This window comes from uncultured Rothia sp. (assembly GCF_916715725.1).
Taxonomy (GTDB): Bacteria; Actinomycetota; Actinomycetes; order Actinomycetales; family Micrococcaceae; genus Rothia.
The window spans coordinates 214,303-228,935 of record NZ_CAKAPD010000002.1; the positions used below are offsets into that span (position 1 = coordinate 214,303).

Annotated in this window: 13 protein-coding genes; 8 read left to right on the forward strand and 5 right to left on the reverse strand. The window is 58.4% G+C overall.

Annotation, left to right across the window (positions count from 1 at the left end; all coding sequences use genetic code 11):
- Positions 1–284: 284 nt before the first annotated feature.
- The 5 genes from QZ822_RS02815 (at position 285) to QZ822_RS02835 (ending at position 4,937) form a co-directional block, all read left to right on the forward strand.
- Positions 285–884 carry a hypothetical protein gene (locus QZ822_RS02815; protein ID WP_145988392.1) on the forward strand — a complete coding sequence of 200 codons (600 nt, stop codon included), beginning with the start codon at positions 285–287 and terminating at the stop codon, positions 882–884.
- 195 nt (positions 885–1,079) lie between these two features.
- A complete protein-coding gene (locus QZ822_RS02820) occupies positions 1,080–1,304 on the forward strand; it encodes a hypothetical protein (protein ID WP_005507970.1) in 225 nt (74 codons plus the stop codon).
- Between the two features lie 312 nt (positions 1,305–1,616).
- Complete coding sequence (locus QZ822_RS02825) at positions 1,617–2,603, forward strand: glycosyltransferase family 2 protein (protein WP_294642427.1); 987 nt, start codon at positions 1,617–1,619, stop codon at positions 2,601–2,603.
- Between the two features lie 59 nt (positions 2,604–2,662).
- Positions 2,663–3,655, forward strand: coding sequence for a glycosyltransferase family 2 protein (locus QZ822_RS02830; RefSeq protein ID WP_294642429.1), 993 nt, complete (start codon positions 2,663–2,665; stop codon positions 3,653–3,655).
- A 139-nt stretch (positions 3,656–3,794) separates the two neighbouring features.
- Complete coding sequence (locus tag QZ822_RS02835; protein ID WP_294642431.1) at positions 3,795–4,937, forward strand: acyltransferase; 1,143 nt, start codon at positions 3,795–3,797, stop codon at positions 4,935–4,937.
- Positions 4,938–4,997: 60 nt separating this feature from the next.
- On the opposite strand, the gene QZ822_RS02840 is transcribed toward QZ822_RS02835, so the two are convergent.
- From QZ822_RS02840 to QZ822_RS02860, 5 genes are all read right to left on the reverse strand, one after another.
- On the reverse strand, positions 4,998–6,383 hold the full coding sequence (locus tag QZ822_RS02840; protein WP_294642434.1) for a hypothetical protein: 1,386 nt from the start codon (positions 6,381–6,383) through the stop codon (positions 4,998–5,000).
- A 116-nt stretch (positions 6,384–6,499) separates the two neighbouring features.
- Positions 6,500–7,375 (reverse strand): glycosyltransferase family 2 protein, encoded by an 876-nt coding sequence (locus tag QZ822_RS02845; protein ID WP_254756840.1) that lies wholly within the window; start codon positions 7,373–7,375, stop codon positions 6,500–6,502.
- Between the two features lie 51 nt (positions 7,376–7,426).
- Complete coding sequence (locus QZ822_RS02850) at positions 7,427–7,804, reverse strand: DUF2304 domain-containing protein (RefSeq protein ID WP_005507976.1); 378 nt, start codon at positions 7,802–7,804, stop codon at positions 7,427–7,429.
- Positions 7,805–8,542 (reverse strand): glycosyltransferase family 2 protein, encoded by a 738-nt coding sequence (locus tag QZ822_RS02855; RefSeq protein WP_005507977.1) that lies wholly within the window; start codon positions 8,540–8,542, stop codon positions 7,805–7,807.
- A 171-nt stretch (positions 8,543–8,713) separates the two neighbouring features.
- Positions 8,714–10,717: a DUF6541 family protein gene (locus tag QZ822_RS02860; protein ID WP_294642438.1), complete on the reverse strand. Its 2,004-nt coding sequence runs from the start codon at positions 10,715–10,717 to the stop codon at positions 8,714–8,716.
- Between the two features lie 395 nt (positions 10,718–11,112).
- Here QZ822_RS02860 and QZ822_RS02865 point away from each other — a divergent pair, with 395 nt between their 5' ends.
- From QZ822_RS02865 to QZ822_RS02875, 3 genes are all read left to right on the forward strand, one after another.
- Complete coding sequence (locus tag QZ822_RS02865; RefSeq protein ID WP_049354111.1) at positions 11,113–11,655, forward strand: flavin reductase family protein; 543 nt, start codon at positions 11,113–11,115, stop codon at positions 11,653–11,655.
- A 145-nt stretch (positions 11,656–11,800) separates the two neighbouring features.
- Entirely contained in the window at positions 11,801–13,030 is a 1,230-nt protein-coding gene (gene argE, locus QZ822_RS02870; protein ID WP_294642440.1) for an acetylornithine deacetylase, read from the forward strand.
- A gap of 459 nt (positions 13,031–13,489) precedes the next feature.
- Complete coding sequence (locus QZ822_RS02875) at positions 13,490–14,497, forward strand: MIP/aquaporin family protein (RefSeq protein WP_294642443.1); 1,008 nt, start codon at positions 13,490–13,492, stop codon at positions 14,495–14,497.
- The last annotated feature ends 136 nt before the right edge of the window (positions 14,498–14,633 follow it).

Genomic DNA, 14,633 nt, shown 5'->3' on the forward strand with positions numbered 1-14,633 from the left:
TCCCTTATGCCGCAAGCACTACCGGCAACTGAAGCGACAGAATGCGCACCAGGATACTGAAGCTCCAATCGGCAAGAAGAACGGACAGGATGAATGGGCCGTTCATGATGCTGGTTTAGCATCATTCCTACACGCACGGAGAAAGCGTCTGTCCCGTGCTTCAACTTCGCTGCCAAGAAGCAGAAGCAGGGCAACTCTTTGTAGAGCCAACACTATGGTTCACGCACCTTCCGCACTGTAGCGGATATCAATAATTCACTCATTTAGCAGAGAGGCTACATCATATGGCTACCATTTCGTCTGGCGAGCAACTGCAGCAGCATCTAATCGCTCTAACTGTGGGCACGCCAGTGAAGGATGCAGACCGTCAATGTCTACATCGCACAAAGTTCCGTATTCCACGCCACCAGGCATTATTGGACGAGTTGGCAGATTATGTCGCCGGTGGTTCACGTACCGGAGGAGCATCCAGCGCCAGCCGCTTTGGATGTCGCATACCTATTTCTGCTAATGCATTAGAAATTCAAGAGTCTATTCGTTCCGTTGTAATGCGCTCATTCCCAGGTGCACCGCTGAAAAATCAGGTTTCTGCGTGGATTCGCAATCACCTACATCAGGAGCTTCATGATGAGGCGTTGGCAACGACGACCAGTTGGATTCGGGCCATCGTCGCGTTACGCCATCCCAGTCATGATTTGCAGGGATTTTGTCCTAACTGCGGGGAGCAGGAAGTCATGAAAACAAGCTGCGATGGCTCAACATCAATACGCCAATCTGCACTGTATTACACCGCTGAAAGGGCATCTTGTCGTTCTTGCTCTGCTACGTGGGAAGGGCTAGAAGGCATGAAGGTCTTAGCCCTGCTACTTCATAGCCAGGACTAATATCGTCCACTATTAAGCTTCTGCCTGTGAACATAGGTAACCAATCCAATAGGATTACACCATTTTCCCGGGCAGATAAAACTACCGCATGAAGCTGTTATTTCACTGCTGTAGTTCACCCCGTCGGGTTTATCCTGGCGGGGTTTTCTGTTAAACCGCGGCCATCATAGCCGCCCAACCGCCAAGGAGATTATCATGGCACCTATTTCTGAAGCATCCGCCTACCGCGCAGCGCATCGAGCCCTAACCGATGTGTACAACGAGCCTTTTGTTCGAGAAGGTAATCTTGCGGTTGCTAAATTTGGCAACGCTACTGTCAACACTCGAACCGTTGTGGAATGGTTCGATCATCAGGTGATTCTCATTGCTAAGCGTATTGAAGATATCGAGAAGCTCGCAAAGTCAAAGCGCCATGCTTAGACACCGTCCAGGATGGCGTAAGCAGCTGTACGCGGTTATTCCAGCTACCACTGCCGTCCTGCAGACATACGGAATCCTTACGCAGGAGCAGGCAAGTGTGTGGGCTGGTCTCGCGATAGCCCTCTGGGGTTTGTGGATGGCTTGGGCTAACACCGACCATACTCGCAAGCCCCACAATACTACGCATATTCCTCCCCACCAGTAGGTCCGTCATATATCGTGGGGGTGGTGGAACATATTTCGATTACCCACCACCCCCACCGTATGATGTACCTGTATGTAGTTCCATCCGCCGCATTTCGAAGAGGTACTATGCCGTCACCCCGCACCAGCATTATCATGCCGGTCTACAACACGGCTGACACTGTCGTCGCCGCGATGGAGTCCGTTATGGCACAGACCGACCCCGACTTTGAGCTGCTGGTAGTGGTTGACGGCTCCCCGGACCATTCCTCGAAGGTGATTCGCGAGTTCCTGCAGAACACCCCCGATCCCCGCATCCGCCTGTTCGACAATGAGCAGAACGCCGGCGTGTCTGCGGCACGTAACCAGGGTCTGGATGAGGCGCGCGGCGAGTGGATTACGTTCATCGATTCTGATGACACGTACCGCCCCGAATTCCTGGAGCGTCTGCACGCCGCGGCGGCACGTAACGGCGCGGATGTGGCAACCTGCGGTCACACCATTGCCCGCGCCGACGGCTCCACGATGGACCGCCCGCAGGATGCGCCCGGTACGTACACGGGTCGCGATATTGCCATCAACTATCTGCTGAACCGTTTTACGGGGTTTGTGCACGATAAAATTTTCCGCGCTTCGCTCTTCTCTTCGGTACGTTTCGCGACCGATATTCACCGCGCCGAGGATGCCCTCGCGGTCTTTGAGTGTCTCATGCAGGCGCAGAAGCTTGAGGTTATCCCGGATTGCCTGTACCTGTACCACATGGGCTCTGAGGGCCTGACCTGGGGCCGCGTGACCCCGGTGGAGGAAAGCATCCGCCACACCCGCTACATGCGCCAGGCGGGCGCACCGCTGCTCTCCTCGAAGGAGGGTCAGCAGGCAATGGCGATTTCTTCTGCGGTGACCTACCTGAATAATGCGCAGCAGGCGCTCATGAGCGATAGCGCCGACTCAGATGCGGTAATCCGCGAGTGTCGCCGCCAAATCGAGTGGGGTTGGGTTGTGCCGGCACTGCGTTCTAGTCCGGTGGTGGGTGCGGCGAGCCTGCTGTTGAAGCTCTCCCCCGCCCTGTACCGCACCCTGTACGGCGCGTACGTTCGCCGCGCCTACGGCATGTAACCCCTCAACGTTCTCATCAGTCCCGCTCTTATCAGCCCCGTTCTCAAAGGTTCCCACCTATGTCTGCCATCCCTCGCACGAGCATCATTATGCCGGTCTACAACACCGCTTCCACCGTCATTGCGGCGATTAAGTCGGTGCTGGCGCAGACCGACCCCGACTTTGAGCTGCTGGTCATGATTGACGGCTCCCCGGACAATTCAGTGCAACTGATTGCCGAGTACCTGCAGCAGAACCCGGATGAGCGCGTGCGCGTGTTCAATAACCCCAAGAATCAGGGTCTGTCCGCGATGCGTAACCAAGGCCTGGACGAGGCGCGTGGCGAGTGGGTGACGTTCCCCGATTCTGATGATGCTCTCTACCCGACTTTCCTGGAGCGCCTGCACTACCACGCGGAGCGTACGGGGGCGCAGGTGGTCAATTGCGCCCACAACATGGTGGCGACCGACGGTTCGACTACGCAGCGCCTGAAGGGCGCCCCCGGCACGCTGACCGGTCAGGAGGCGGCGTTCGCCCTGCTTAAGGATGAGCTGTCTCCTTACGCTTGGGATAAGATTATTCGCCGTGAACTATTTGAAGGTGTTCGATACCCGCAGATTGAACGCGCTGAAGATGAGTGCGCGCTGTTGGACTGCTACCTGCGAGCGCAGAGCGTGACCGTCATTGACGAGCCGCTGTACGCGTACGCGGTGAGCGCGGGAAGCCTGACCTGGAGCCGTATTACTCCCCTGTCTGAAACTCGTCGTCTGCTTGAGTATTTTGAGAAGTCTCTGCAGCGTACGAGTACGTATCATCTGCCTGCCGGTCAGGAGGCACTGACGATTGCCCGGGTTATTGCGTACCTGAATAACGCGCAGCAGGCGCTGATTGTGGGCGGTGAGAGCGCACCGGCTGTGCTGGCGGGTTGCCGTGCCGGTTTCAGCTTCGGCGATACGCTCCTCGCCCTGCGCCGCCGCCCCGTCTTTGGCGCTGCGGGCCTGCTCCTCAAGGTCAGCCCGGCGCTCTACCGCAGGCTCTACGGCGCTTACATTAAACGGGTTTACAACCTCTAATCCCAGACACTTTGACGTTAAGCGTTAGTCATATATCTGCTGGAACAAAGCACGGGGATTCTCACTCTCGGTTTTATCTCTGCGCTAACCCAACGCTGCACTCACATTGCATATTCATCCACATATCCCCTAGAAACTTATGGCACATACAGCACCGGAGTATCCGTCCCTCTATTCCGCCGTTTTTGAGCGGCCAAATTCTCTCAACTTCATTCGCCTAGTCCTCGCGACCTTTGTGATTTTCTCCCACACGCCCTACATTGTGGCGGGTGTAAAGGTTGATGAAAACCCCCTGTGGAAAGAGTTCTATGTCTTTGGCGATTTTGCAGTCAATGCTTTCTTCGCCATCTCGGGATTTTTAATTGCGCACAGCGCCTACCGGAGTTCCGCGGGATCATATCTGGTGAAGCGTATCTTGCGTATTTTCCCCGGTTACTGGGTCTCCATCCTTTTTGTAATTTTCATTGGTGGAACGCTCTCCGTCCTCACAGGCCACGCCCCCATGGGTTGGGACATCCCCAACGCCATCTTATACTTCCGCAACAACTGGGATCTCTCCCAATTGCAGTACGGACTCTTTAACGGACCGGCCGACGTGCCGTTTACCTCCCCTTCATGGAACGGTTCAGCATGGACGCTAGAATACGAGTTCTTCTGCTACCTTTTACTTCTCCCCATCTTCTACCTTCCGTTCGTTCGCCAGCATCTAAAGGTTTTTATTCCTCTTGCTTACCTTGTGAGCCTCAGCTACTACGTACTCATTCAGGTACTTGGCTACGATTGGATGACCTGGGCGCTGGGCCTCGACCCTAGAAACCTCAAGGCTTCAGCACGCCTCTACCCCTTCTTTTTTGCCGGGGCTCTACTCTACCTCGTGAGCCGCCGTATCACGCTCCGTCCGGTAATCACTCCGCTCCTGGCTACAATTTGTACTCTCGCCGGGTTCTACTTCACCTGGCTCGTTCCTCACGCCAACATTATGCAGTGGACTCAGATTGTTTTGGCCTTCGGAATTATTGCCCTGGGCACCTGTCTTAACGTTCCTCTGGGGCAAACCAACGATATCTCTTACGGCGTGTATATCTACGCCTGGCCGGTACAACAGATTCTTGTACTCCTGGGAAGCGTTTCCCTCGGAATCTCAGTTAATATCATCCTCGACGCCATCATCACCTTCGGCCTAGCATGGCTTTCTTGGACCTTTGTTGAGAAGCGGGCCATGGCTCTCGGCCGTAACCCTTTGGTTTCGGGTAAGAAGCCTACAGTCCAGTCTGCAACCTAGCCGCTACGCAGAGAATGCCCCTCCGCTGGATATCAGCCGAGGGGCATTCTTAATGCAGGATTATCCCTTGGGGGCGGTGACAGATACACCCAGCATATGTACCACAAAGCCGCAGACCGGGCCGACCGCCAGCGCCACAATAGCGCGCGGCACCAGCGGCGCGGGAATCAAGAACGCCAGGCTCAGCGTCACCGCCGCGGCAACCACCCAACCGGCAAGGTAGATACGGTGCTGGTTCACCGCGAGCGCCATATTGCCCGAGAGGGTCATGAGCGCCAGCAGTGCCGAGGCGAAGACCAGCGCACCCAGGGTGATGCCGGAGGCTGCCGCCTCGTACGCGGACTCTGCACCTGCGGCAGGCGGGTAAATCAGGCGGAACAGCAGCGGACCCACCAGGTACGCCGCCAACGCGCCCACAGCACCCACAGCCACCACTGCGGCGGCAGGCTTAATGAACGCCGCTACGGGGCGGTGGCGCTGCTTCAAGAAGGCAGAAACCGCCACACCCTGGAACGCCTGCAGGGGAATCATGATTGGCGAACGGGTAATGGAAATCGCCAGGATCAGGGTGCCCAGCACAATCGGTTCGCTCGCCGCGGCGCCGCTCGCTTTCAGCACGTTCGGGAAGCCCATCATCAGCACCGCCGCGGCGGCAGAGGACAGGAACGACCAGAGGATATTTAAGCTCAGGCGGCGCGCGGGCACATCGGCGCGGGCAACCCACAGGCGGCGACCCGAAACGGTCACGAACGCCAGGATGAGCCACAGACCCATCGGCACGACGGTTGCCACCTCAAGGCCGGCAAGGGAAGGAATCATGAGCGCAGACGCAAGCATGAGGATGAGGCGCCCGGCAGATTCCAGACCGCCCACCGCCGCAAAAAGGTACCAGCGGTCCTCACCGGCGGTCACACCGCTCATAGTCGCCTGCAGGGCGTAGAGGAACACGCCCACCGCCATAACGGTCACGCCCACCGCCGCCGAATGCGGAATCTGCTGGCCCGCCCACAGAGGGGAGCTCACCAACACCAGCGCACCAGCGATAGCACCCAGAGCCGCGGTCACCGTAACCACGCGGGCGCCCTGCGGCGCGGAACCCTCAGCAGATGCAGCCCCGCCGGATGCAGCCCTGTTAGCTAAAGCCCTGTCAGCTACAGCACGGGTGCGTGCCGTACCCACCGCGCGCGTAATCTCCGGCTGAATACCCGTGATAATACCCGTCACAGTGAAAAGCGCCGCCCAGAACAGCAGGAACTCCGTCAGCTCCGAACCGTTCAGGGCACGCTGAGCAATCATGGTCACCAACAGCGTGGAGACCGCCGCCAACAGGGACGAACCCAAAAGCGCCAGGGACTGGTAGCGGGTGACCGTACCCGAAGACTGGGCCTCCCGAGAGGGGTGTTCCTCCACCCCGCTCTTATCGGGGTGCTGTACCGACTCGCTCACCGCGTCCTCCTCATTCCTAGCCGCCAATATAGCCGTCAACACAAACCATCATTACATACGCAGATGCGCCGCACATCCACCGCAGGATGTACGACGCACCGCACACAAATATAGGTTTACTTCACCACATGCTCGGCAAGGTTCTTAACACCCTGCCACTTCTTCGCCAGGGCCGCCTTCGGCAGCAGAGTCAGCGCGTGAGCACGCGAGGAGAAACGGATACGGGCCACGCGGGCAGCCTTCGTCCAACCCAGGGCAGTCATCTCATCAGCAATGGTGTTCATGTAGCGGCGCTCCTCATCAAAGCGGGTACCCTCCAGGGCACGCCAGGACGAGTCAGAACCACCGTGACGACGGTACATGAACGCAACCTGCGGATCGTAGTACAGGGAGCCGCCACGCATCGTAATGTCCAGAATCAGCGCCATATCCTGCACAACGTTCAGGCCCTCACGGAAGCCGGTGCCCACGATAGCGTCTTTACGCCAACCCAGGGACGGGAAGTAGAACCACGCGCCGCGCAGCAGGGAGGTAGCCAGCTCCTCACCCTGCAGAACAGCCTCACCCTTGGGACGGTAGAACGCCTTAGTCTGCTCCACCAGAGTGTTCGACAGGCCGTTGTTCTCATCAATCACGACCACGCCGGGCTGGAAAATGGATGCCTCAGGGTGCTTCGCCGCCGAATCCACCAGCCACTGCACATAGTTGGGGAGCATGACATCATCAGCACCCATGACGGTGACCAGGTCATTCTCTACGAAGGTCAAGCACTTGCGGTAATTACCGTTCGCGCCCAAGTTCTTCTCGTTACGCATGTAGGTGATGCGCTCATCCTTGAGCGACTCGAACCAGCCGGGAATCGAGTCGTCCGGGTAGCCGTCATCGATAACAATCATGCGCCAGTCCGGGTTGGTCTGACCGACCACAGACAGCACAGCCTGCTTCATCATGGCAACGTCGCCGTAGTAGGGGAACAGAATATCAACGGTCATGAGGTATTACTCCAAGCTCAAACGTGTAGAAACGTATAAAAATCAGGGGCTTTAGGGCTTCTTCTGCTCTCGCTCTGTGGCGCGGGAAGCGCCCTGCGGCTGACGCTGAAGAGCCTTCATAATCGCAACTTCTTCAGCGAGGGTACGCATATCATCCGTAATCTTCGAGATAGCCAGGGTCAAGTGCAAGCTAATACCCATCAGCATAATAATCGCCAGTAGGAACAGCAGGTTGACCGGGGTCTCAATACCCACCAGACGCGAGAGGGCATCCAAAAGCTTCGGGAAAAGCGCTAGCACAATCATGATGACGCCAACGATAAGCCACAGTGCGGCGTACTTTTCCTTCATCTTCTGGTTGCGTACCTGCGCCAGAACGAGAACCTCCATCACCACCACGATGAGAAGGAAGAAAATATTTGCACTCATTTACTTAGACCCCACATTCGTTTTCTGGCGAGTCATCGACATGCCAAACGAGAAGAAAGAACGAACCAGGTACACCGCAGACTTCCACGGGCTCGAAGAAGGAGTACCACCCTGACGCTCACGCATCTCAACCGGCACCTGCTTAACAGTCAAGCCAGAACGAATCGCCATCACGCAGGCATCAATACAGTCACCCAGATACTCAGCAGGTAGATGCTCGCAATACTGCTCAATCGCCTTGCGGTCTGCCGCACGGAAGCCGGAGGTGGCGTCGGTGAACTTCTCGCCTGAAATCATCGTAAACATACGGGCCAGAACCACCATCGCCCACTTACGCGGACCAGACACCTTATAGTTCGTCGCCTCAGCAAAGCGGGAACCGATCGAGATGTTGACATCCTCCAGGCCAGCAAGCACAGTGCGGATACCCTTCGGGTCATGCTGGCCATCAGCATCAACCTGAATCGCGCAATCATATCCGGCTTGGCGAGCATACTTGTAACCGGTGCGCAAAGCGCCACCGATACCCATGTTGTAGGGAAGATCAATCACGAAAGCGCCGGTAGCGCGCGCAATCTCAGAGGTGCGGTCGGTGGACCCGTCATTGACGACTACCAGGTCGACCTCAGGCATCATGCGGAAAAGTTCTTCAATTGTGCCCCCAATAACTTCCTCTTCATTCCACGCGGGCATAATGATGAGGGGCCGAGGGGTCTGCGTAAAAGTCTCTGATTCCATGCGGTGCTATCTCTTGTGTGTATGGCATACGGAAGTTAGTATGCGCACAAAGGCATACCGGTTTTACATCTTATCAGTACTCTCTTAACGACGCTCGAAGTAGCACCGCGGGGGTGGCCTAGTCTCCACGCCACCCCCGCAATACTTCAGGCAGCCCAAAAGTGCCAGATACTAGTTATTATCGCAAGCGCTAATGCGATACAGAGTCATCGGCCCCGAGGAGTACACCGGGGTCAGCACGTCCGTGTCGATAGCAGCTACGAGGCCGTCGTAGTTTTTCTGTGCGTCTGGGCCGAAGTTCAACTGGTTCTCCAGGTGAACGTACCAGTGGGCCTTGTACTTGTTCACTTCGCGGCACACCTCCGGATTTGTACGAGCGTCCTTGAGGTTGTGCATAATCGCCGAGTACTTGGGTGAAGTCTCAAACTCGAAGTGGTATCCCGTCAGGTGACGATCTGCCAGCGCGTAAATATAGGCGCTACCGTCCCAGGGGTTGTTCACGATCACATCGCCCTTCGGCACAATCTTCGGGATTTCATTAATAACGTTCATCTCATCCTGATTCAGAACCACAGAGGTCGGGGTCACTCGGTATTCCTGCGATACCGCCAGAGTTGTCTCCTGTACCGAGGGTACACGCGAGGATAGGCCCGCAACCGCGAGCACCAGCACCGTGGCAACGCCTATACCGGCCGTCGCCACCTTCAGGCGCGCTGCGCGCGGAACCCGACGCACCACCCAGGTGAGTAGGCCCTCGACAAAGCCGCCCAGGCCGATACCCGCCAGAATCACCGAGGGGAATACCACCAGCGCCGCCAAGCGGAAATGATCCGTGTACCAGGGAGCAACCATCAACAAGCGGAACTCACCGCGCGGCACCGAGGCGGACACAATCCATAGGTAACCAATCAGCACCCAGCTGGCAATCAGCCACAGGTTGCGGTGCTTGTACAGCAGGTACCCCGCGCCCCACAGGGCCAGGAAACCGGCCAGATACGAGGGATTGAACGTATCTCTCAACTGATTGGCGTTCTCCAGACCCAAGAAGAGGAACTGGTAGAGCGCCTCACCTTCGGTGAGCATAGGCTCCCACGTGTTGCTGGCAGATGCGCCAGGACGCAGGAACCACCAGGCACCCACACACCCAAGAATTACCAGCCCGAGTAGAGCGGATCCCACCCACTTCTGGCGAGAGGTCAGCTCGCGTGAGCGCACTACCCACGCCACCCCGGCCAGCACCAGCGGCAGAGCAAAGACCACAGCAGACACCACCGCGTTCGGATGCACAAGCGCTAGACCCGCGACACCCACCAGGGCGGCAAGACACAGGGAAAGCAGAGCTGCGTACTCGCCGCGCACCATCACCTGCACCAGGCATACCATGAGTGCCACAAATGATGGCACCAGAGCGTAACCCAGCAGATTCGGGAAGAGCACACCCCAGCGCAACAACAGACCGGGGAAGGCGGCAAAACCACCAATTATTGCAGGGATGGCAAGCGCCTGGAGGGGGCGAAGCTTCGGGATGCTCAGGCTTAGCGCCACCAGCGAGCAGGGCCACAAAATGCTGGCAGCCAGTAACACGGTCACGATGGTGGCAGTCGCAATGCTCGTACCCGTAGTGCTATAAATCAGGGACACAAAATCATGCCAACCCGCCGGGTAAAATGCCGGTTGCTGGTCTGCCGCAGATACCGCACCCAGGGTCAGGCTCGACGCGTCACCATGCTCCTGAATCCAGCGGATTGCATTCATATGGAATGAGTTATCCAGGCTCTGCGAGAACGCCTCAGGCCCGTAGACCATGTCCTCGGTCATGTGCAGCACCAGGAATCCGCCTAAAACAGCACCCACCACCGGCCACGCCACAGGAACATCATTACCCGGCCACGAGGCAGACGCCAGAGCAGGCCAGCGGCGACCCACCAGCCACATGAGACCAGCAGCCGCAGCCACCAACACGACCGCGACCACTACGAAGGAAATCAGGTTCCACGCAATGCCGGTCTTACCCAGCACAATTGCCGAGACGGCAATCAGGGCAAAGGACAGGAGCGGAGAGAGGAAGACGCGCAGACGTGCGGGAACACGCAGCGCCCAGCCCATTGCATAGCCGGGGCCAAAAGCCAACACGACCGCAAAAAGTAGCAGCGGAATAGTTGCCAACCAGCTCATTAACCCTCTTCTCCCCACAGTTCACGCACCGAAAAACCCCTCAAATACGGGGCGCGGCGCGCTTTCGCGTACCAAGCAAGGATACCCCAGAGGCTTCTTTAGCCCGGCGAAACCCCGCAGAAGAGAGAGGGACAGCACCCGCAACCCGCTACTCAGACCCCGAAGCGGGACAATCGGCGGAGTGCATCTTCGAAGCTCCCAAAAGACGAAGATTATGACGTAATATTTCACGCTCAATGTCACGAAAGGTTCACCTAAGAAACATAGGGCAATAAATAAGGTGTTCACCACCCTTTAGCTTTACCCTGAAACATATCTCCCCTTAACAAAGGGTCGTCCAACGCATACACATCGGGACGAACCCTCAAACGCAGCCGCAGAAGAAAGGGTCGATCATGACCGAAACCATTGCAGCACCGGCACCCCTCGCCGACACCACCGAGCAGTTCAAGCTCGCCTTCGGCCACCAGCCCGCCGGCGTCGCCATCATCACCGCCACCGACGAAAACGGCGACCCCGCAGGCTTCACCGCCTCCTCGCTGACCTCCGTCGCCGCAGAACCGCCCATCATCGCCTTCTCCCTCAAGGCAAACAGCGGCTCCGCAGCAAAGATCGCGGCTGCATCCTCCTTCCTCGTGCACATGCTCGACGCTGAGAATGTCACCCTCGCGAAGAACTTCGCAACCCACGACTACCCCCGCTTCGACGACCCCAGCACCTGGGAATTCGTCCACACCGGCGAGCCCCTCGTCCACGGCGTGCGCCGCGTACTGCGCGCAACCCCGCTCAGCCGCGTTGAGGCAGGCCCCGCACTCGTCTTCACCGCGCAGGTTGAAGAGTTCATCCGCAACGACTGCGAAGGCACCCCGCTGGTCTACCACTCGCGCAACTTCCACGCACTGGGCGACCACTCCAACGTGAACAACTACAGCATCTAACCCCGCGCAGGGGTCACGGGGCGGTATTCGACGACCATGAGGCGACGAATGCCGCCCCGCGGCGTACCCTGAACATAACAGCGCACGCGGCACATGACAGCGCACAGCATTACAGCGCATCCAACACAGCGCAGAAGGAATAGTTATGACGGCTCAGACCACCCAGCCCGCATCCCTCCCCTGGCTCGAAAAGCTCATCGCAATTCCCACCATCTCCGGAACCTCCAACCTCGAACTCATTGAGCTCATCGAAGCCGAGTTCGCCCGTTACGGCTACAGCGGTGTGCGCACCTACAACGAGGACGGCACCCGCGCCAACCTCTTCATCACCGTCCCCGCAGCGGACGGCACCACCCGCGGCGGCCTCATCCTCTCCGGCCACACGGACGTCGTTCCCGTCGCCGGTCAGGACTGGGACACCGACCCCTTCACCTTGCGCGTGGAGGGTACCCGCGCCTACGGCCGCGGCGTGTGCGACATGAAGGGCTTCATCGCCGTCGCGCTCTGGCTGTTGCCGCGCGTTGCTGAGGCGAAGTTGCGCACTCCCCTGCACTTCGCGTTCTCCTACGACGAGGAAATCGGTTGCATCGGTGCACCCTCCCTCATTGAGGAGTTCGTGGCGCGCAACCTCGCACCCGACTACGCGATTGTTGGTGAGCCCTCCAGCATGCGCATTATTGACGCGCACAAGGGCGCGCACCGCGGCCGCGTCACCTTCACCGGCGTGCCCAAGCACGGCTCCCTCGCCACCCACGGCGTGAACGCGGTTGCCGCAGCCGGCGAATTCATCACCTTCTTCACCGACATGGCGGACCAGTGGGAAGAAGAAGGCCCCTACGACGAATCTTTCATCATTCCCCACTCCACCGGTAGCGTGAACCTGGCAAACGGCGGCCTGCAGTACAACATCGTCGCCGAGCAGGCGGTCGTGGAGTACGATGTGCGCACCCTGCCGCAGGTGACCACCGAGTCCTTCGTCGAGCGCATTGACCGTGAGCTTTCCGAGGTGATTCTGCCCGATCTGCAGGCGCGCGCCGCACGCGCCGAAAAGCTGACCGGCGCGGAGCCCGGTAGCCTCACCTCCCGCGTGGGTGTGAAGCATGAACTGCTCGCCGCCGTGCCGGGTTTGGATACCGAAGACGACGCACCCATCGTGCGCCTCGCCCACGAGTGGCTCGGCACCAACGACGCACCGCAAAAGGTAACCTACGGCACCGAAGCGGGCCAGTTCCAGCGCGCCGGCGTGCAGAGCATCATCTGCGGCCCCGGCGACATTGCGCAGGCGCACACCCCGAACGAATGGATTGAGCTGGAGCAGCTGAGCGAATGCGAGCGCTTCTTCGAGGCGATTCTCGACTGGGCGAGCGCCAAGTAGCGGTGTAGATTCCACCCCAAAACGGCTCATAAGAGCCCTGTAGAAACCACAGAGAATGCCCGGGTACCTCATGCGGTGCCCGGGCATTTTTGTGCTGATGGCGGGTAGTGAAGGTGGGGATTCAAGTGTTGGTTGAGCCATGGATTTAACGGTCGGTTGAACTGTGGATTTAAGTATGGGTTTATGGAATGAGTCCAAGGTGTGGACTATGCCTGTTTTTCCCCTCATCCACCACATTTATTTTTAAACGAAAAACCCGAAAAACCGCTTATGTCTAAGGGTGAAATAACACAAAAGTATTGTCTTCCAGGGGTATTCAAGGTTCCATAGATGCCAAAGGTTAAACACGCCACTCGGGCGACATAACCCACACAAAACCACATCTCCCTCACGCTCGGCACTGCACACCCGGTCGAACCCCGGTTCACCACCCGCAGTTCACTACCTGAAGGACACCCCGTGTACACCATCAGCCCCTACCTCGCCGAATTCCTCGGCACGCTCATCATGTGCACCATCGGCTGCGGCGTCATCGCCAACGTCGAACTTCGCCGATCCAAAGGCCACGGCGACAACTTCTTCACCATCGCCTTCGGCTGGGGCTTCGCCGTCACCTTCGGCGTCTACGCCTCCCACGCCTACTCCGGCGGCCACCTCAACCCCGCCGTGTCCATCGGTCTGGCAGCCTACGGCGAATTCCCCTGGGAGAAGGTCCCCGGCTACATCATCGCCCAGGTCCTCGGCGCAATGGTCGGTGCCGGACTGGTCTACCTCAACTACCTGCCCCACTGGAAGGCAACCGCCGACAAGAAGATTAAGCTCGGCATCTTCGGTACCGTCCCCGCCATTCACAACTACTTCACCAACGCCCTCTCCGAAATGATTGGCACGTTCATGCTGGTCTTCTCGGCGCTGTACACCGGCGTGAACTTCAAGCCGTCCATCAGCGGCGGTGTGGAGCTTTCACTCAACCTCAACGACGTGCTCAAGCCCCTCGCCTTCGGCTTCATGGTTGCCGTGCTCGTCATCGGCCTGGGCGGTCAGACCGGCTACGCCCTGAACCCCGCCCGTGACTTCGGTCCGCGCCTCATGCACGCGCTACTGCCCATCCACGATAAGGGCTCCTCGCGCTGGTTCTACGCCTGGGTGCCGATTTGCGGCCCCATCGCCGGTGGTTTCATGGGCGGCGCGTTCTTCAAGCTCTACTACGAGGGTCAGGTCAGCCCGTGGCTGTTCGTCTCCACCGCCCTGGCGGTTGTGGTCCTGCTCTTTGCGTGGTGGGCTAACAGCCACCTGTACCGTGCACCCAGCTCCGAGGTTGTCCCCGAGTTTGAGGACACCCACGCTACCGCGGCGGCACGCGCGGCAACCTACACCCCGACCGGTTCCATGCCGGTCCTGCTCCCCGAAGAGGTGAAGGGTAACCGTAGCACCCGCGTCGTGAACCGCGTGACCGACGGCGAGTAGCTCTTCTCATCTAGGCTCCCCTGTCTAGGGTTTCATCTAAAAACGGCGAACCCCTCATTTTCATAACCTGACTTATGTTGTTCAGGTTATGAAAATGAGGGGTTCGTTGCGTCTACCTCACGGAAGGAGGTTCATT